This window comes from Variovorax sp. Soil_C_26 (genome assembly GCF_057657075.1).
Genome location: NZ_JBDGJC010000003.1, coordinates 171,686 through 189,650, shown reverse-complemented (window position 1 = coordinate 189,650; position 17,965 = coordinate 171,686). Strand labels below are relative to the sequence as shown.

Sequence of the window (17,965 nt, the reverse complement as noted above, 5' to 3'; positions counted from 1 at the left end):
GTGGCGCTCGTCAGGCGGGCCAGCGCGCGAGCACGTCGTACACACCCTTGCCGACATGGCTTTCGACCAGCGCGAAGGCGTCGGCATGCCAGCGCACCGGCGCGACGGCCTGCCGCGCGATCGTGCGCGGGGTCCGCGCCAGCGTCATGTGCGGCGTGAAGCCGTGCTCGGGCTTGAAGCCCACGTCGGCCAGTGCTTCGCCCAGGCGCTGCCGGAAAGCCGTCAACGCTGCGTTGCGGCTGTCGTCGGCGCACAGAACGAAGGCCTGGCTCTTGTCGAAGCGCATGGCTTCGTCGAACACGATCTCGAACACGGGTGGCGGCACCGCCGCTGCGGCATCGCGCGCGGCCTGCAACTGCTTGGCTGGCACGGCTGCGAAATCGCCGAGATGGTGCAGCGTGACGTGCAGGCGGTGCGGCTCGACCCGCTTGCCATTGAGCGCATGCCGATCGTCGAGCTGCGCCGCCAGCGCGGCCACCGAACCGGCAAGCTCGGGCGGCGGAAAGATCGCGAAGAACAGCGAGCGGGCCAGGCGCACCCGGGGCTTGGCGGTGCCGCGCTTGCGCCGCAACGGCGGCGGTGGCGGATCGATGCCGGGGAGAAGAAGCTGTTCGGTCATGGGACTCTGTCGATGCGCCGGAGGCAGCGTGCGCAGCGCCTCCGGCCAAACGCGCAATATTGGCACAATGCGCCGCACCACACCCCTGATCGATCCCGCATGACAGCCCCTCCCCTGATCGACGGCCCCGACGGCCACCCCCGCTGCCACTGGTGCGCGGCCACGCCCGAATACACGGCTTACCACGACAACGAATGGGGCTATCCGGTCGCCGACGACCGGCGCCTGTTCGAGAAGATCAGCCTCGAGGGTTTCCAGTCGGGGCTCAGCTGGCGCACCATTCTTGCGAAGCGCGAGAACTTTCGCGCGGCCTTCGAGGGTTTCGATTTCGACAAGGTCGCCCGCTTCACGCAGGACGACGTCGCGCGCCTGCTGCAGGACGCGGGCATCGTGCGCCACCGCGGCAAGATCGAGGCGGTGATCCACAACGCCGCACGCGCGCAGGAGATGGTCGCGCGCGAAGGCTCGCTCGCGGCCTTCTTCTGGGCCTACGAACCCGCAGCGCTCGACACGCCGCAGACGGCCTCGACCTCCGAGGCATCGGTGGCGATCTCGAAGGCGCTCAAGAAGCTCGGCTGGAAGTTCGTCGGGCCCACGACCGTGTATGCGTTCATGCAGGCGATGGGACTCATCAACGATCACGCCGAAGGCTGCGTGGTCCGCTCGAAGGTGGACCGCGCACGCGGCGCGTTCAAGCGCCCGCGGAACTCGGCACCGGCGGCGCGGGTCTGACCCGTCATGCGCGCACCGGCCCAACCCACCCCTGACAGCGCCCGTCGCATTCTGCTCGCCGCGGCCATCGTCGGCGCACCCGCGCTCTGGCTCGGTGCCCGCGCCCAACCCGCGCCCGCGCGCATCGCCACGCCAGCCCAGACCGAAGGCCCGTTCTACCCCGTGCGCCTGCCGCAGGATGCCGACCACGACCTGCTGCAGAACGGCACGCTGCGCTACGGCCGCGGCCAGCCGGCCTGGGTCGACGGCACCGTGACCGACCTGGAAGGCAAGCCCGTGCGCGGCGCGCAGGTCGAGATCTGGCAATGCGACGAGAACGGCCACTACCACCACCCGGGTGACGGCGACCGCGCGGACGCCGCGTTCCAGGGCTTCGGCCGCGTCGCCGTGGGCGACGACGGCCGCTACCGTTTTCGCACCATCCGGCCGGTGCCCTACAGCGGCCGCACACCGCACATCCACGTCAAGGTGAAGCTCGGTGCGCGCGAGCTGTTGACGACGCAGCTCTATGTGGCCGGCGACCCGGGCAATGCGCGCGACGGGCTCTGGCGCCGTCTGCCGGAGGCCGCGCGCGACGCCGTGACCGTGCCGTTCGAGCGCGGTGCGGACGGACTGCGGGCGCGGTTTCCGATCGTGGTTGCGGTCTAGCAAGCTGCAAAGAAATCGAGTATCTGCTCGCCGAGCAGCTGTTCGCCGCTGTCGAAGTGCGCAACGATCGACACATGGTTGTGTTGCGCCATCGTCATGTGGCGCGGCGCGACGCCACGGGCCACGGCAACCCGATGGACGAATTCCGCCGCATAGACGTCGAGCAGCGGGTTCTCGTACTGCGCATTGACGACGAACAGCGGCAGCGCGAGGTGCGCCGCGTGCGCCATGGGGGCCAGATCCTGGTAGCAGCCTTCGTCGTCGCCGTAATAGGCCCGCACGCCCGCCGCGTTGGGGTTCTCCGGCAAGGTATCGGCGCGCAGCCGGGCCGACACCAGCACCAGGCAGCGCAGGCCGCGCCGCAGGTGGGCCAGCGACGGATCGCAGGCAAAGCTCGCTGCGTGGGTGCCGCCGGCCGAATGGCCGATCAGGCAGACGCGGCGCGGATCGCCGCCGAAGCCGCCGATGTGCTCGGCCACCCAGGCGCATGCGGCTGCCACGTCGAGGGCGCCCTGCGGATGCGACGCCTCGGGTGCGAGCCGGTACTCCACGTTGACCCCCACGCAGCCTTGGCGCGCGAACCAGGTCAGCACGTTGGCGTACATGGCTTCGTTGATGTCCTTGGCGCCACGCACGAACGCGCCGCCATGCACGAAGACCACCACGGGTGCTTCGCGCGCCGTGGCCGGGCGATAGACGTCCAGCACCTGGCGCGGATGCGTTCCGTAGGCCAGCTCGCGCGTGACCGCGATGCCGCTGCGCGTCGCCGCCATCAGCACGGGCAGGTAGGCGGCCTTGACCCTGTCGCCCGCCGTGCGGATGTCCTTCTGCCACACGGGGCCGACCTCGCGCAGCAGCGCGTCCAGTTCCGCAGACCGGCCGGCGATGCGCATGGCGGTCAGTCGGGCCGGAAGGCGAAAGCCTCGACCTCGAAACACCAGTCCGGATGCGCCAGCGCCGCGACCACCACCAGCGTCGAGGCGGGGCGCGCCGACCCGAGGTAGACGCTGCGGATCGCATTGAGCCGCGGCAGGTCCGCGGCACGGGTGAGATAGGTCGAGACCTTGGTCAGGTGCGACGCGTCCATGCCGGCCGTTGCGAGCACCGCCATCAGGTTCTTCCAGGCCTGGTCGGCCTGTGCGTCGAAGCCTTGCAGCAGAAGGCCGTCGCGGTCCGTGCCGATCTGGCCTGCGACATGCAGCCATGTGCCGGGGCCCTGGACAGCAATGCCATGGCTGTAGGCGCCCGCAGGCGCTGCGACGGTGTCGGGAGCGATGCGTCGATGCATGGCCGCCTCAGTGCACGACGCTGTCGATTTCGGGGATCGCCGGGATCTCGACACCGTAGACGCCGATGTCCTCGCGGATCTTGTCGACGCCCCGCTTGATGATGCCGATCTCTTCGTCGGGGTGCGTTGCGCCGAGGCCGTGGTCGGCGGCCAGCGCGCGGTTGCGCCCGGACCGCTCGCGCTCTGCCTCCGGCAGGTTGACGACGGCATAGACCCCGTTGAGCAGGCTGCCGCGCAGCTTCTTCGCGACCTTGAGCCCGATAAGGCGCTTCTCCTCGGCGGGCAGCTCGCTGAAGAAGCGCCGCATGATGATGCGGCCGAACTGGATGTGGCGCGCCTCGTCGCGCAGGATCAGCCGGCAGGCCTCGCGGATGGAGTCGAAGCGCGCGTTCTCGTAGCGCGCCTGCAGCAGGTCGCCCGACAGCTGCTCGAACAGCGTGTTGACCGAGAGGCCCGCGAAGAAGCTCATCGCCTTCTCGTCCGTCTCGTCGTGGAAGCGCGGAATGATGTCCTTGAAGTAGTCCGAGCGCGGCATCGGCTCGTACGCGGCCAGCGCGTCGGCGATCCGGAAGCTGGCTTCGTGGTGCCGGAACTCCTCGGCGATGAAGTTGGTGATGTGCTGCTTCACCTCGAAGGGCTGGTGCTGGAAGATCGCATCGCGCAGGCGTTCGGCGCCATAGGGCGTGGCGCCGTGCTCCATCCATGCGCGCAGGCTCCACCATTCGGCACCGGCCCGGCGGACCTCGGGCGGAAGCTCGGCTTTCTGCAGGTCCGAATAGTCGATGTCGGTGACGGGGTTCCAGGCCAGCTCGCGCGCCTGCGTGCACAGGCGCCAGACCTCGGGGTATTCGATCTTCGAGACGACCGGGTACGGATTCGGAACGGCGGGGATCTCTTCGAGCAAAGACGGTTGCATGGCGCGCTTCCTTCGGCAGTGGGGGAATGCCACGCATGCTAGGTTCGCCACAGTGATACATCCAATACCGTTTGGATGGTGCGGTGATCCAATCCGTGTATATCCATTCGGCGAGCAAGGCACCCCAGATGATCGAATTCAGGCAACTGCGTCAGTTCGTGGTCGTGGCGGAAGAACTCAACTTCGGCCGTGCGGCGGAGAAGCTGCACATGTCGCAGCCGCCCTTGAGCGTGGCCATCCGCAACCTCGAGGCGCAGGTGGGCACGCTGCTGATCGACCGCAGCCGGCACCACGTGCGCCTCACGCCCGCGGGCAAGGTGTTCCTGAAGGACGCGCAGCGGCTGCTGACCCAGGCCCATGCCGCCACCGAGCGAGCCCGGCGCGCGGCCCAGGGCGCCGAGGGCGCACTCAGCCTGTCGTTCGTGCCGAGCGCCGCGCTCGACCTGCTGCCGGAAGTCTTCAAACGCTTTCAACGCGACTACCCGACGGTGCACCTGCAGGTGACCGCCGACACCACCACGCGCCAAGTCGAGGCACTGCGGCGAGCCGAGGTCGACCTGGCATTGGTCGTCGGGCCGCTGCAGGACGTGCCCGACCTTGCGTTCGTCGACCTCAAGGCCCAGCCCTTCGTGATCGCGGTGCCGCGCAGCCATGCGCTCGCGTCGCAGCGCAGCGTCAAGATCAAGGCGCTGGCCGCGGAACCCTTCATCACCTTTCCGGCCGCCGAGGGCGCGGGCTTCGTGGGGGCGCTGCTGAGTGCATGCAAGGCCGCGGGCTTCTCGCCCCGGGTGGTGCACGAGGCCTCGCAGATGCAGGCCGTGCTGACCTTGGTGGCCGGTGGGTTGGGCATCGCGCTGGTGCCGGCCTCGATGCGCATGCTGGCGATGAAAGAGGTGGCCTTCCTCGACGTAGCCGCGACGCGCGTCCCGCCGACCTACCAATTGGCGTTCGCCTACAGCCGCAGCAACGACAACCCCGTGATCCATTCCTTCCTCTCGGTGGCGGCCAAGGTCGTCGCGCAGGCCCGCGGCAGCTGACCGGATCAGCTCTGCCCGGCAGGCGCTGGTGATTCGATTCATGTATGGATTCGGTACGCAGTCCGTATTGGACGTTATGAGGCGCGGTTTGCATCATGCGGCGAGGAAGCGCGATGAAGCGCTCCGTGCCGCCCTGCCCGCCCACTGGAGTCCACGATGAAATCAATGATGAAGAAGCTGTTCGCCGTTCCGGTCCTGATGGCTGCGGCCGTGGTCGCCGGGCCCTCGCTCGCCCAGACCTTTCCGGCCCGTCCGGTCACCCTCGTGGTGCCCTATCCGCCCGGCGGGTCGGCCGACATCCTCGCACGCACTGTGGGCGAGCAGCTCGCCACGCGCCTCGGGCAACCCGTCATCGTGGAGAACAAGGCCGGCGCCGGCACCGCCATCGGCGCTCGCTTCGTGGCCGATGCCAAGCCGGACGGCCACACCCTGCTCATGGGGACGGTGAGCTCGCAGGCGATCAACCCGGCCATGAGCAAGGTGGGCTACGACCCGGTCAAGGGCTTCGCCGTGGTTGGCCCGCTGGCCTCGATTCCGTTCGTGCTGGTCGCCCATCCCGCTGCGCCCTACGGCAACGTCTCGGAATTGATCGCCGCGGGCAAGAAGAGCCCGGGCACGATCAGCTATGCCTCGGCCGGGCCGGGAACCTCCAACCACCTGGCCGGCGAAATGCTAGCGAACGCGGCGCGCATCCAGCTGATGCACGTGCCCTATCGCGGCAGCGCACCCGCGCTCGCGGACGTGCTGGCCGGGCACGTGCCGCTGATGTTCGACCTGCAGACCACGGCCATTCCCAACCTGAAGGCCGGCAAGGTCAAGGCGCTCGCCGTGACCGGCCTCAAGCGCAGCCCCCTGCTGCCCGATGTACCAACGGTGGCGGAAAGCGGCCTGCCCGATTTCGAGGTCAGCGCCTGGTTCGGCGTGTTCGCGCCGGCCAAGGTGCCGCAACCGGTGCTGAAGCAGTTGTCCGATGCATTGGCCGAGGTGATGCAGGCGCCCGCCATGGTGCAGCGGCTGCGCGACATCGGCACCGAGCCGGATGCGCGCAATGCGGCGCAGTTTGCGCGCTATACGGAATCGGAAGTTGGCAAGTACGCGTTGATCGTCAAGTCGGCCGGGCTTGCGCCTTGAGGGACGATCGTGCAGCACCGGCGCTGCGGCCGCCGGGCCGGGGTGACCTCACTCCCACTCGATCGTCGCCGGCGGCTTGCTCGACACGTCGTACGTCACCCGGTTGATCCCGCGCACCTCGTTGATGATCCGTCCCGACACCTTCTTGAGCAGCGCATACGGCAGCTCGGCCCAGTCGGCGGTCATGAAATCACTGGTCTGCACGGCGCGCAGCGCGACGACGTAGTCGTAGGTGCGGCCGTCGCCCATCACGCCCACGCTCTTCACGGGCAGGAACACGGTGAAGGCCTGGCTCGTGAGGTCGTACCAGCTCTTGCCGGTGGCTTCGTCGGTGAAGTTGCGCAGCTCCTCGATGAAGATCGCATCGGCGCGGCGCAGGAGGTCGGCGTATTCCTTCTTCACTTCGCCGAGGATGCGCACGCCCAGGCCGGGGCCGGGGAACGGATGGCGGTACACCATCTCGGGCGGCAGGCCGAGCGCCACGCCGAGCTCGCGCACCTCGTCCTTGAACAGGTCGCGCAGCGGCTCGAGCAGCTTGAGGCCGAGCTGCTCGGGCAGGCCGCCGACGTTGTGGTGGCTCTTGATGGTGACGGCCTTCTTGCTCTTGGCGCCGCCCGACTCGATGACGTCGGGGTAGATGGTGCCCTGCGCCAGGAAGGTCGCGCCCTTGTGGCCCTGGTCGCCGGCCTTGAGCTTCGCGGCCTCCTGCTTGAACACGGTGACGAACTCGCCGCCGATGATCTTGCGCTTGGCTTCGGGGTCGCTCACGCCCGCGAGCTTGCCGAGGAACAGGTCGCTCGCGTCGACGCGGATCACCTTGGCGTGCAGCTTGCCTGCGAACATCTCCATCACCTTGTCGCCCTCGTCGAGGCGCAGCAGCCCGTGGTCGACGAAGACGCAGGTCAACTGGTCGCCGATGGCGCGGTGGATGAGCGCGGCGGCCACGCTCGAATCGACACCACCCGAGAGGCCGAGGATGACTTCTTCATCGCCCACCTGCGCACGGATCTTCTCGACGGCCTCGGCGACGTGGTCGCGCATGACCCAGTCGGGCCTGGCTTCGCAGATGCCGAGCACGAAGCGCTCGAGAATGGCCTTGCCCTGCACCGTGTGCGTGACCTCGGGGTGGAACTGCAGCGCGTAGTAGCGGCGCGCCTCGTCGGCCATGCCGGCGATCGGGCAGCTCTCGGTGCTGGCCATGAGCTTGAAGCCGGGCGGTAGCTCGGTGACCTTGTCGCCGTGGCTCATCCACACGTTGAGCATGCCGTGGCCTTCGGGCGTGGTGAAGTCGGCGATCTCTTTCAGCAGCGCGGTGTGGCCATGCGCGCGCACGGCGGCGAAGCCGAACTCGCGCTTGTGCCCGCCCTCGACCTTGCCGCCGAGTTGGTGCGCCATGGTCTGCATGCCGTAGCAGATGCCGAGCACCGGCACGCCGAGGTCGAACACGGCCTGCGGCGCCTTGTCGGTGGTTTCCTCGTACACGCTGGCGTGGCTGCCCGAAAGGATCACGCCCTTCAGGTGCCCGTCGGCGGCGTATTCGCGCACCCATTCGTCGCTGACGTCGCAGGGATGCACTTCGCTGAGCACATGCGCCTCGCGCACGCGGCGCGCGATGAGCTGGGTGACCTGCGAGCCGAAGTCGAGAATGAGGATCTTGTCGTGTTGCATGGTGAGGGCTCAGAAATGAAGGCAGACGATGCCGCAGGACTTGGCTGCAGCGACGAGTTTGTGGTCGAGCGAGGCGAGTTGCCCGTTGAGGCGAAGCACGAGTTCGAGGTACGTGGCGTCGTAGAAAGTCAGGTCATGGGCCAGCGCCATCCGGCCGACCTGCGCCTGCCGATGCGCCGACAGCGGCACGTCGACCTGCGCCTGCACCCTGGCGAGCAGCGCCAGGCCCTGTTCGAGCTGCTGCGCGTCGAGGCGTTCGCGGCGCACGCCCATGACGAGCATGTTGCCCATTTCCCATGACCACAGCAGCGGGACGTGGAACACGTCGTTGGGTTCGATGGCCTGCAGGTAGAGCGCCTGCGCCGCATCGCTGCACTCGTCGGGCAGCACCCACGCGGCGGCGGCCGAGGCGTCGATGACGATGGGCTTCATCGGCGGTCCGCGTCCCGAAGGCTCTTCCAGTCGGAATAGCCCGGGACGGCAGGTTTCACGCCCGCCTGGTATTCGCGCAATTGCGCCAGGGCCTGCTGGCGAATTCGCTCGCGCTCGGTCTCCGAAGGCTGCGCGTCGGCTTCATGCACGATGCGCGCGATCTTCTTGCCGTGGCGCGTGATCACCACTTCCTCGCCCGCCTCCACCGCTTGAAGCAGCGCAGAGAAGCGGTCCTTGGCTTGATGCACCGAGACGGTTTGCATAAAAGTCTGGCCTGAAAAAGAAATTGGGCCAGATTATAACAATCTGGCCCAACTTTCGTATCTGGCGCGAATCAGTCGGCCCGGTAGTTCGGCGCTTCCTTGGTGATCTGCACGTCGTGCACATGGCTCTCGCGGATGCCGGCCGTGGTGATCTCGACGAATTCGGCCTTGTTCTTCATCTCGTCGATGGTGGCGCAGCCGCAGTAGCCCATGCTGGCGCGTAGGCCGCCGGCCATCTGGTAGACGATCGAGACCATCGTGCCCTTGTAGGGGACCCGGCCTTCGATGCCTTCGGGCACCAGCTTGTCGGCGTTCGGGTTGCCCGTGCTCGATTCCTGGAAGTAGCGGTCGGCGCTGCCTTGCTGCATGGCGCCGATGGAGCCCATGCCGCGGTAGCTCTTGTAGCTGCGGCCCTGGAACAGCACGATCTCGCCGGGCGCCTCTTCGGTGCCCGCGAACATGCCGCCCATCATCACGGTGCTCGCGCCGGCGGCGATGGCCTTGGCGATGTCGCCCGAATAGCGGATGCCGCCATCGGCGATCAACGGAACGCCGGTGCCCTGCAGCGCGGTGGCGACGCTGTCGACCGCCATGATCTGCGGCACGCCCACGCCCGCGACGATGCGGGTGGTGCAGATCGAGCCGGGGCCGATGCCGACCTTGACCCCGTCGGCGCCCGCCTCGACCAGCGCGCGCGCCGCGTCGCCCGTGGCGATGTTGCCGCCGATCACGTCGACCTGCGGATAGTTCTGCTTGACCCAGCGCACGCGCTCGATCACGCCCTTGCTATGGCCGTGCGCGGTGTCGACCACGATGGCATCGACACCGGCCTTGACCAGCGCCTCGACGCGCTCCTCGGTGCCCTCGCCCACGCCGACCGCCGCACCCACGCGCAGGCGGCCCGAAGGGTCGCGCGCGGCGTTGGGAAAGCTGGTCTGCTTGGTGATGTCCTTGACGGTGATCAGGCCCTTGAGCACGAAGTCGTCGTCGATGACGAGCAGGCGCTCGAGCTTGTACTTGTTGAGCAGCGCCTTGCCCTCGGCGGGCGTGGCGCCCTCCTTCACGGTCACCAGCTTCTCGCGCGGCGTCATGATCTCGCTGACCGGCACGTCGTAGCGGGTCTCGAAGCGCAGGTCGCGGCTGGTGACGATGCCCACCACCTTGCCGCCATCGACCACCGGGAAGCCCGAGATGCCGAGCTCGTCGGACAGCTGCATGACCTGCAGCACGGTGTGCGTGGGGGTGATGACCACCGGATCGCGCAGCACGCCGGACTCGTAGCGCTTGACTCTGGCCACTTCGGCGGCCTGCTGCTGCGCGGTGAGGTTCTTGTGCACGATGCCGATGCCGCCTTCCTGCGCGATCGCGATCGCGAGGCGGGCTTCGGTCACGGTGTCCATGGCCGCCGAGACGAGCGGCAGGTTCAGCGTGATGTTGCGGGAGAGTTTGGTCGCGAGGGAGGTGTCCTTGGGCAGGACCTGGGAGAACGCTGGCACCAACAACACGTCGTCGAAGGTGAGCGCTTTGCCGAGAAGGCGCATGGGTGAAGCTCCAAAAGACGGATTGTAACGACGCCCGGTACTTACCCGAAGCCTGCAGGGTTTGCGCGGCCGCCGACCTGCACGGCAGCTGGCAAAACGTCGCCAATTCCCAACTCGCCCGCTCCGGCGCCCGCCGCCGCGATGTTGCAAAACGTAAGGCGCGGCTAAACTCCCGCTCATGAAGTTTGCGCATCGGCTCGTACTGGGATGGATTTGCTGCCTGCTGCCGCTTGCGGCCGGCGCGCAGTGGCAATGGGTCGACAACCAGGGCAAGAAGGTCTTCAGCGACCAACCTCCGCCTTCGAACGTGCCCGAGAAGAACATCCTGCGCCGCGCGGGCGTGCCGCCTTCGCGCGGTGCCGCCGCCACCGCACCGGTCGAAGCGGCACCGGCGGCCGAGGCCGCGCCGCCCAAGCCCGCGGGCGTCGACAAGGAGCTCGAGGCGAAGAAGAAGAAGGCCGAGGACGAGGAAAAGGCCCGGCAGGACGCCGAGGCCGCGAAGGTCGCGAAGGCCAAGGCCGAGAACTGCGACCGCGCGCGCCAGGCCAAGGCCACCTACGACAGCGGCATGCGCGTCGCGCGGGTCAACGCCAGCGGCGAGCGCGAGATCCTCGACGACACGGCACGCGCCGCGGAACAGAAGCGGCTGCAGTCGATCATCCAGAGCGACTGCAAGTAGCCGTCAGCGCGTTCGGTCAGTAACCGGCCTTGCCGCCCTTGCGCTGCTTGGCAAAGAGCCCGGTGCCCCGGGCGCCCTGGCGCTGGAAGCGTTCGCGCCGCGCCACCTTCGGGTCGACCGCGAGCGGCCGGCAAAGCTCCACGCGGTCGCCGTCCTGCAGCGGCTGGTCCCAGGCCGCTTCCCTGCCCCAGACGCCGGGCGTCATCGTGCTGCGCCAGTCCAGTTGCGGAAAGCGCTCGGCCAGCGCGCTCGCACCCACCGCATCGGCGAGCGTGGCACCGGGCGCAAGCCGCAGGGCCTGCTCGAACACCTCACGCGGCGCGGGCGAGCAGCTCAGCGTGACTTCGATCATCAGGCGCTGCCGTAGACCTGCTCCGCGCGCTTCACGAAGGCCTCGACGAGGCTCGATGCGATGGTGTCGAACACCGGTCCCACGAGCGCCTGCAGCGCGAAGTTGCTGAAGCCGTAGCTCATGTGCAGTTCGACCCGGCAGGCGCGTTCGCCGGGTTCCCCGACGGGCGCGAATTTCCAGGTGCCGTCGAGGTTGGAGAACGGCCCGTCCACGAGCTTGAGCTGCACCTCGCGGCCCGGCACGTGGGTGTTGCGGGTGGTGAAACTCTGGTGCAGGCCGGCAAACGCCAGGCCCACTTCGGCGGTCATGCCGGCTTCGTCTTCCTCGATGACCCGGGCCTTGTCGCACCAGGGCAGGAACTGCGGGTATTTCGCCACATCGGTGACGAGCGCGTACATCTCTTCGGCGCTGTACCAGATGAGAACGGACTTGTTGACTGTTTTCATGAATCGGATCGGGAGAGCGATTCATTGTAGGGAGCCTCCGCCCGGCCCCCACCTCCGCGCGGGAGGCCCTTGCCTCAACCAGAACGCGACCAGGCCGCCATCAGTGTGTTGGATGGCTGCGTCTCGTCGAGCAGCTTGCGCGCGGTGTCGACACCGGCCACCGGCAGGCCCGCGGGATCGAGCATCCCGACCTGCACCAGCACGCTGGCCTGGTCCCAGTAGATGTGCTCGTGGCAGAGCTTGTCGCCGCGAAACTTGACGATCGCCACCAGCGGGATCTCCACCGGCCGGCCCGTTGGCGCGACGCCGGGCAGCATCCAGTCGATCTCGCAGGTGTGGGTGAAGCTGAACAGGACCTCGTCCACGATCTGCGTCGCGCCCACGGTGCGCGAGATCGGCACGAGCCGCGTGTCCGGCGGATTGCTGTCGACGAAATGGTGCTGGTAGAAGCGGCTCAGCATCGCATGCCCCACCCCGCCGGTCATGGTCGGAATGTGATTGACGTAGGGCTCGGCAACCATCGTCGCCATCGTGTCGGCCACGTTGCGCGTGGCGAACTCGTATTCGCAATGCTTGTCCCACAGCGCCGAGAAGTCGTAGTGCGGGCCCATCTCGCGCCGGAAGGCGGCCACGCTGCGCTCGTGCGCCATCAGCGCGGAAGGCTTGTGGTAGTGGGCGCCGCCGAGCCGCGCGAACGCATGGTCGACGCCCGGGTAGACATGGAGCGCGCAACCCGGCCGCGCGCCCAGCGCTTCGACGATGCGCGTGCGCGCCTCGGGCGGGCAGAAGCCATCGAGCTCGGGAATGTGCAGCACGAGCCGGCCGCGGATGCGACCGGCCTCCTCGAGCCGCTGTTCGATGCCCACGCCGTAGTAGCCCACGCAGACCTCGGCATCGGTGCGGCAGGCCGCGAGGTAGGCGAGCTTGCCGCCCAGGCAGAAGCCCAGCACGCCGGCCTTGCCTTGCTGCTCGGGCAAAGAGCGCAGGAGCGCCAGCGTGGCGGCGATGTCCTCGACGCCCTTGTCCTCGTCGAAGCCCTGGTAGAGCGCGAAGGCTTTCTGCCAGTCGTCGGGTGTGTCGCCGAGCTCGACCTCGGGCTGCTGTCGCCAGAACAGGTCGGGCGCGAGCACGGTGTAGCCCTCCTCGGCGTAAAGATCTGCGACCTCCCGCATGGTGGCGTTGACGCCGAAGATCTCCTGCGCCAGCACGATGCCGGGGCCATGCCCTGCGTCCGGAACGGCGAGGTACGCGCGGAAGCTGCCGCTGCCGTCGATGGCGGGCACCTGCAGCCATCGGCCTTGTCGAGCTGTCATGTCGTGGTTTTCCTCTTTGGCTGTGCGTTCAGGCCGGCACGCCGTCGCGCAAGGTAGTGAATTGCCCGCAGGCGTAGAGCAGCGGCAACTCCTGGGCATCGGTGATGCGCGCCGCCTTGACCTCGCCGATCAGCATGGCGTGGCTGTGCGCGACCATCATCTCGTCGACCACGCAATCGAACACCGCGAGCGCGCCGCGCAGCACCGGCGCACCGGTCACCAACGTTTCCCAACACGCCGAAGCAAAGCGGTCGCCGGGCTCGTCGCCGCGCCGCGAGAACGCCAGCGCCAGCGCCGACTGATCGAGCGACAGCAGGTTGACGGCCATGCGGCGGCTTTGCGCGATGGTGCGGAAACTGCTGCCCTGCAGGTTGACGCAAGCCAGGATGCGCGCGGGCTCGGCCGAGAACGAGGTCACGGCCGTGGCCGTGAGGCCGACCGGCGTCTGCCCGTCGGTGCTCGTGACCACTGTCACCGCACCGACCAGGCAGCGCATGGCGCGGCGGAAATCACCTGCGCCCACGCTGGGTTCGCAGCGCAGCGTCTCGATGGCCCGGAATTCGCCGCGCATGGTCAGGCCGCCTCCGGCTGCGGCGCCAGCGAGCGCAGGTAGGCGCTGCTGGCGTCGGGCGTCATGAAGAACTCGGCGTAGTCGCGCGGATCGTCGAAGCCGTTGACGAAGCGCCGTGCCACGGCGGCGTGGCCCTGGGCTGCGCCCAGCACCTCTAGCACGTGCGGAGGCGGCGGCTGCAGCATCGCGTTGGTCCATTCGACCACGTGGCGCGCGTAGTGCCAGTAGCGGTCGAAGGCCGACTGCATGAACGCGGCGTCGTAGGCGCCCTCGCCATGGGCGAGGATGGCGCGCAGGTAGGCGTCGGCGCACTTGGCGGCGTTGTTCGAGCCCTGGCCGGTGATCGGATCGTTGAGGCAGACCACGTCGCCCATGCCGAGCACGGCGCGCCCCGAGGGCAGCAGCCCGACCGGCTTGCGCACCGTGGGCGTGAAGCGCCCGGCCAGGATGCCGTTGTCGTCGGTCAGGCGCACGTCGCGGCAGCGCTCGGCCTCCCAGGGGGTGAACGTGTCGAGGATCCACAGCGAACGCGCGAGATGCTGCTCGGGCGTCTTCACATCGGCCCAGCAGTCCATCGGACCGCCGGGCACGCCCTCGAACACCATGATCTCGCAAGGCCCCGAGAGCGTGAGCGCGGGGAACACGAAGTACTCGCCAACGCCGGGGATCAGGTTGAAGTTGACGGCCGAGTAGTCGGCGCGCGGCGTCATGCCATGCACATAGGTCAGGGCCAGTGCGCGCTGCGGCTTGTCGTAGGGCGAGCGCTCGGCATCGCGCTCGAACATCTGCGCGATCTCGCCCTTGCCGGCAGCCACGATCACCAGGTCGTGCGAGCGGGTCCAGCGCTCGAGGTCCTCGACGCCGGCGTCCTGGAACAGCAGCTCCCCGCCGCGCTCGGCGAAGGTCTGCATCCAGGCCGGTACCTTCACCCGCTGGTCGACCGAGCGCGCGGGCGCATCCAGGCGATGCGACCACCCGAGCAGCTTCTCGCCGGGCTTCTCGGGATGCGGAACCGTGAAGCCGATGCCCTCGACGGGCGGGCAGCGCTCGCCCCACTGGTCGAGGCCGAGGTCGCGCTCGATCTGCAGGCTGCTGTCGAACATGCACTGGCTCGACATCACGCGGCCCGCAGCGATGTCCTCGGCGCTGCGGTTCGAGACCACGGTCACCTCGTGCCCCTCGCGCTGGAGGCCCAACGCCAGCTGCAGGCCCGATTGCCCGGCGCCGACGATCATGAAACGGCGCGGCTTGGCGCCCTGCGATGCGATGTTGCTCATGGGAAAGCCTCGTGGGTGGGGAAGAAAAGGGGTCGGCGGCGCTCTTCAGGCCGCGAGCTTGGGAATGGCCGGCTCGCCCTGCTCCGGGCCCATGGCCGAGTAGCCGCCGTCCACCGACCAGTCGGCGCCGGTGACGAACGAAGCCTTGGCCGAACACAGGAAGGCCACGACATGGCCGACCTCGACCGGGTCGCCCACGCGGCCGAGCATGTGGAAGGGCTTCGCCACCGCATCGGTCCTGGCGCGGTTGCCACCGCTGAGCTGGTCCATCACGGCCGACCAGGTCCAGCCCGGCGACACGGAATTGACGCGCACGTTCATCGGCGCCAGGTCCAGCGCCATGTTGCGCGTGAGCTGCACCAGCGCGGCCTTGCTTACCGGATAGAGCCATCGCCCGGTCTGCGCCACACCCGAGGAGATCGAGGTGAAGTTGACGATGGCGCCGCCGCCCGCCGCCTGCATGAAAGGCAGCACGGCGCGCGCCATCATCGCTGCCGAGACCACGTTCACGTCGAGCGCGGCCTGCCATTCGGCGCGCGGCGAGGCGAGGCCGTTGTCGAGGTAGCTGCAGGCGAGGTTCACGAGCCCGTGGATGCGGCCCTCGGCGTCCGCCGCCTGCGCCACGCAGGCCTGCACCGCGCTGTCGTCCGTGATGTCCGTGGCGATGAACGTCGCACCGATCTCGCGCGCCACCGCTTCGCCGCGCGCCACGTCGATGTCGGCCAGCACCACGCGTGCGCCGGCATCGCGCATGCAGCGGCCAACGCCCGCACCGATCAGGGTCGCGCCACCGGTGACGAGCACCGTCCTGTCCTGCAAGTCCTTGTCGCTCATGCACTTTCTCCTGGTTGGTCCCGTTGTCAATCGGCTGCAGGTACTTTAGATTTGAAGGATTCGCTGCCCAATCCGGATTGCGCAGCGCGCTGTCCGCAAAACGCATTTATTCGCTTTTCGACGCTGCTCCGCATGCCACACGCTGTCGCGCAACCGGCCACGCTCCCCCTGGCGCGCTACGCCGTCATCGCCACGCCCGACCTCGACCAGGCCCGCGACGAAGTGGCGCGCATCTTCTGTCCGCACCGGCTGCACCTGGGGCACGGCAGCGCGCGCTTCGATGCGCGGCACCACGTGGCGCCGCTGGGCGACATCTCGCTGAACTACGTGCAATACGGCGCCGAAGTCGAGATCGATCCCGGCTGCCTCGGCGACTTCTACCTGCTGCAGATACCGTTGCGGGGCAGCGCCCAGATCGACTGGGCAGGCCGGTCCTTCACGTCCGACGCGCACCGGGCCTCGCTCGCCTCCCCGAGCAAGCCGCTGCGCATGCGCTGGGGCGACGACACGCCGCACCTGATCGTGAAGATCGCCACCGCGGTGGTGCAGCGCCACTGGGCGTCGCTGTGCGGCGAACCCGCCGGCGACCGGCCGCTCGAGTTCGAGCCTGCGGTCGCGCTCGACGAGGGCGCAGGCGCGAGCGTGAAGCACCTGGTCGATTTCCTGGCGCAAGAGCTCTCCTGCGGCCGCACGACGCTGACCACGCCCTTCCTGGCCCAGGCCGAATCGGGCCTGATCCACACGCTGCTCGGCCAGTTGCCGCACAACCAGAGCGGGCGGCTGTGCACCCCGCGCGGCGACGTCTCGCCGCGCGCGCTGCGCCGTGCGCGCGACTACATCGAGGCCCATCTGGCGGACGCCCTCACCGTCGACGAGATCGCCTCGGCCAGCGGGCTGTGCGTACGCAGCCTGCAGTTGGCATTTCGCGAGCACGCAGGCCTGACACCCATGGCCTACCTGCGAGAGAGGCGCCTGCTCGCGGTGCACCGTTGCCTCGCGGCGCCGGCGCACGACACCACCGTGACCTCGGCCGCGCTGGCATGCGGCTTCGGCCACCTGGGGCGATTCGCACAGGACTACGCGCGCCGCTTCGGCGAGTCGCCGCACCGCACGCTGCAGCGCCATCGCTGAGGCCGGTGCCGGTTTTCATAGAATCGATGCCCTGTGCATGCCGGGCGGTTGTCCGGGCGCCATGCGCCCCCAACTGACAACGATGGCCACCAAGAAAAAAGACACCACCTCCTCCCGCATCGCCGACAACAAGAAGGCCGCGTACAACTATTTCTTCGAAGAGCGCTTCGAGGCCGGCATGGTGCTCGAGGGCTGGGAAGTCAAGTCGCTGCGCGAAGGCAAGGTCCAGCTGACCGACGGCTACGTGGTGATCCGCGACGGCGAGTTGTTCGTCGTCGGCCTGCAGATCAATCCGCTCAAGAGCGCATCGACCCATATCAGCCCCGATTCGGTCCGCACCAAGAAATTGCTGCTGCACAAGGAAGAGATCAAGCGCCTGGTCGGCAAGGTCGAGCAGAAGGGCTACACGCTGGTGCCGCTCAACCTCCACTGGAAGGCCGGCAAGGTCAAGTGCGAGATCGCGCTGGCCAAGGGCAAGGCCGAGCACGACAAGCGCGACACCATCAAGGACCGCGAAGGCAAGCGCGAGGTCGAGCGCGCAATGAAGAGCCGCAGCCGCTGAAAGAAACTCGCGACTCCGGCCTACCGGAGTTGCCTCGCGCCCGGCATACACTGCCCGGTCGCCCGACCTGCCCTGCTGTCGGCGCGATTTTTCAACTGAAGGAGAAATTGCATGAAATTGCTCAGCGCCTCGATCCTCGCGGCGGCATTGCTCGCCGGCTGCGGCAGCATGTCGAACCAGACCGCCAGCGCACCCGACACGCCGACCCGCACGGCCGACGGCGTGCTGGTGGGGCCAAACGGCATGACGCTCTACACCTTCGCACGCGACACGGCCGGCGCGGGCACCTCCGCATGCAACGCCCAGTGCGCCGCCAACTGGCCACCGCTGCCGGTGGCCGAAACCGCCAAGCCCATGGGCGGCTACACCATCATCGCTCGCCAGGACGGCAAGAAGCAGTGGGCCTACAAGGGCTGGCCGCTCTACTACTGGGTGAAGGACAGCAAGCCCGGCGACAAGACGGGCGACGGCGTGATGAACGGCGCCTGGAAGGTTGCGCGTCCCTGAGCGACCGCTGTCGGTCCG

22 protein-coding genes are annotated in these 17,965 nt (G+C 68.3%); 8 read left to right on the top strand and 14 right to left on the bottom strand.

From position 1 onward, the window contains the following. Nucleotides 1-10: 10 nt before the first annotated feature. On the bottom strand, nucleotides 11-619 hold the full coding sequence (gene thpR / locus AC3A6G_RS10345; RefSeq protein WP_487859169.1) for an RNA 2',3'-cyclic phosphodiesterase: 609 nt from the start codon (nucleotides 617-619) through the stop codon (nucleotides 11-13). A gap of 99 nt (nucleotides 620-718) precedes the next feature. Between thpR and AC3A6G_RS10340 the strand changes: the two genes are divergently transcribed. Then, nucleotides 719-1,351, top strand: a complete 633-nt coding sequence (locus AC3A6G_RS10340) for a DNA-3-methyladenine glycosylase I (RefSeq protein ID WP_487859170.1) — start codon at nucleotides 719-721, stop codon at nucleotides 1,349-1,351. 6 nt (nucleotides 1,352-1,357) lie between these two features. After that, nucleotides 1,358-1,999: a dioxygenase family protein gene (locus tag AC3A6G_RS10335; protein ID WP_487859171.1), complete on the top strand. Its 642-nt coding sequence runs from the start codon at nucleotides 1,358-1,360 to the stop codon at nucleotides 1,997-1,999. Here AC3A6G_RS10335 and AC3A6G_RS10330 read toward each other — a convergent pair. From AC3A6G_RS10330 to AC3A6G_RS10320, 3 genes are read right to left on the bottom strand one after another with little or no spacing between them, the layout of a single operon-like run. Continuing rightward, nucleotides 1,996-2,892, bottom strand: coding sequence for an alpha/beta hydrolase (locus AC3A6G_RS10330; protein ID WP_487859172.1), 897 nt, complete (start codon nucleotides 2,890-2,892; stop codon nucleotides 1,996-1,998). The genes AC3A6G_RS10335 and AC3A6G_RS10330 overlap by 4 nt on opposite strands. Nucleotides 2,893-2,897: 5 nt before the next feature. Then, entirely contained in the window at nucleotides 2,898-3,287 is a 390-nt protein-coding gene (locus AC3A6G_RS10325) for a RidA family protein (protein WP_487859173.1), read from the bottom strand. 7 nt (nucleotides 3,288-3,294) lie between these two features. Next, nucleotides 3,295-4,203, bottom strand: a complete 909-nt coding sequence (locus AC3A6G_RS10320) for a ferritin family protein (RefSeq protein WP_487859174.1) — start codon at nucleotides 4,201-4,203, stop codon at nucleotides 3,295-3,297. 128 nt (nucleotides 4,204-4,331) lie between these two features. Here AC3A6G_RS10320 and AC3A6G_RS10315 point away from each other — a divergent pair, with 128 nt between their 5' ends. Both AC3A6G_RS10315 and AC3A6G_RS10310 read left to right on the top strand, forming a co-directional pair. Then, the gene (locus AC3A6G_RS10315; protein WP_487859175.1) at nucleotides 4,332-5,240 is read left to right on the top strand and encodes a LysR family transcriptional regulator; all 909 of its coding nucleotides are present in this window, start codon (nucleotides 4,332-4,334) and stop codon (nucleotides 5,238-5,240) included. Nucleotides 5,241-5,396: 156 nt separating this feature from the next. After that, nucleotides 5,397-6,371 carry a Bug family tripartite tricarboxylate transporter substrate binding protein gene (locus AC3A6G_RS10310; protein WP_487859176.1) on the top strand — a complete coding sequence of 325 codons (975 nt, stop codon included), beginning with the start codon at nucleotides 5,397-5,399 and terminating at the stop codon, nucleotides 6,369-6,371. Between the two features lie 48 nt (nucleotides 6,372-6,419). Here the strand turns inward: AC3A6G_RS10310 and guaA are convergent, their stop codons facing one another. The 4 genes from guaA to guaB all read right to left on the bottom strand — a co-directional run bounded on the left by guaA (nucleotide 6,420) and on the right by guaB (nucleotide 10,275). Next, a complete protein-coding gene (gene guaA, locus AC3A6G_RS10305) occupies nucleotides 6,420-8,039 on the bottom strand; it encodes a glutamine-hydrolyzing GMP synthase (protein ID WP_487859177.1) in 1,620 nt (539 codons plus the stop codon). 9 nt (nucleotides 8,040-8,048) lie between these two features. Continuing rightward, nucleotides 8,049-8,471: a type II toxin-antitoxin system VapC family toxin gene (locus tag AC3A6G_RS10300; RefSeq protein WP_487859178.1), complete on the bottom strand. Its 423-nt coding sequence runs from the start codon at nucleotides 8,469-8,471 to the stop codon at nucleotides 8,049-8,051. Further along, nucleotides 8,468-8,734: a type II toxin-antitoxin system Phd/YefM family antitoxin gene (locus AC3A6G_RS10295; RefSeq protein ID WP_487859179.1), complete on the bottom strand. Its 267-nt coding sequence runs from the start codon at nucleotides 8,732-8,734 to the stop codon at nucleotides 8,468-8,470. Before AC3A6G_RS10295 ends, AC3A6G_RS10300 begins: the two co-directional genes overlap by 4 nt. A 71-nt stretch (nucleotides 8,735-8,805) precedes the next feature. Then, the gene (gene guaB, locus AC3A6G_RS10290) at nucleotides 8,806-10,275 is read right to left on the bottom strand and encodes an IMP dehydrogenase (protein WP_487859180.1); all 1,470 of its coding nucleotides are present in this window, start codon (nucleotides 10,273-10,275) and stop codon (nucleotides 8,806-8,808) included. A gap of 178 nt (nucleotides 10,276-10,453) precedes the next feature. Between guaB and AC3A6G_RS10285 the strand changes: the two genes are divergently transcribed. Then, complete coding sequence (locus AC3A6G_RS10285) at nucleotides 10,454-10,954, top strand: DUF4124 domain-containing protein (RefSeq protein WP_487859181.1); 501 nt, start codon at nucleotides 10,454-10,456, stop codon at nucleotides 10,952-10,954. Between the two features lie 16 nt (nucleotides 10,955-10,970). On the opposite strand, the gene AC3A6G_RS10280 is transcribed toward AC3A6G_RS10285, so the two are convergent. From AC3A6G_RS10280 to AC3A6G_RS10255, 6 genes are all read right to left on the bottom strand, one after another. Next, a complete protein-coding gene (locus tag AC3A6G_RS10280) occupies nucleotides 10,971-11,306 on the bottom strand; it encodes an RnfH family protein (RefSeq protein WP_487859182.1) in 336 nt (111 codons plus the stop codon). Next, complete coding sequence (locus AC3A6G_RS10275; RefSeq protein ID WP_487859183.1) at nucleotides 11,306-11,752, bottom strand: type II toxin-antitoxin system RatA family toxin; 447 nt, start codon at nucleotides 11,750-11,752, stop codon at nucleotides 11,306-11,308. Before AC3A6G_RS10275 ends, AC3A6G_RS10280 begins: the two co-directional genes overlap by 1 nt. A gap of 74 nt (nucleotides 11,753-11,826) precedes the next feature. Further along, nucleotides 11,827-13,065 (bottom strand): dienelactone hydrolase family protein, encoded by a 1,239-nt coding sequence (locus tag AC3A6G_RS10270; RefSeq protein ID WP_487859184.1) that lies wholly within the window; start codon nucleotides 13,063-13,065, stop codon nucleotides 11,827-11,829. Between the two features lie 28 nt (nucleotides 13,066-13,093). Beyond that, a complete protein-coding gene (locus AC3A6G_RS10265; protein WP_487859185.1) occupies nucleotides 13,094-13,636 on the bottom strand; it encodes a flavin reductase family protein in 543 nt (180 codons plus the stop codon). A 2-nt stretch (nucleotides 13,637-13,638) separates the two neighbouring features. After that, nucleotides 13,639-14,913, bottom strand: a complete 1,275-nt coding sequence (locus tag AC3A6G_RS10260) for a styrene monooxygenase/indole monooxygenase family protein (protein WP_487859186.1) — start codon at nucleotides 14,911-14,913, stop codon at nucleotides 13,639-13,641. Nucleotides 14,914-14,958: 45 nt separating this feature from the next. After that, nucleotides 14,959-15,747, bottom strand: coding sequence for an SDR family oxidoreductase (locus AC3A6G_RS10255; protein WP_487859187.1), 789 nt, complete (start codon nucleotides 15,745-15,747; stop codon nucleotides 14,959-14,961). A gap of 132 nt (nucleotides 15,748-15,879) precedes the next feature. On the opposite strand from AC3A6G_RS10255, the gene AC3A6G_RS10250 reads away from it, so the two are divergent. The 3 genes from AC3A6G_RS10250 to AC3A6G_RS10240 all read left to right on the top strand — a co-directional run bounded on the left by AC3A6G_RS10250 (nucleotide 15,880) and on the right by AC3A6G_RS10240 (nucleotide 17,947). Further along, complete coding sequence (locus AC3A6G_RS10250; protein WP_487859188.1) at nucleotides 15,880-16,878, top strand: AraC family transcriptional regulator; 999 nt, start codon at nucleotides 15,880-15,882, stop codon at nucleotides 16,876-16,878. A gap of 82 nt (nucleotides 16,879-16,960) precedes the next feature. Next, a complete protein-coding gene (gene smpB / locus AC3A6G_RS10245; protein WP_487859189.1) occupies nucleotides 16,961-17,440 on the top strand; it encodes an SsrA-binding protein SmpB in 480 nt (159 codons plus the stop codon). Between the two features lie 111 nt (nucleotides 17,441-17,551). After that, nucleotides 17,552-17,947 (top strand): COG4315 family predicted lipoprotein, encoded by a 396-nt coding sequence (locus AC3A6G_RS10240; RefSeq protein ID WP_487859190.1) that lies wholly within the window; start codon nucleotides 17,552-17,554, stop codon nucleotides 17,945-17,947. The last annotated feature ends 18 nt before the right edge of the window (nucleotides 17,948-17,965 follow it).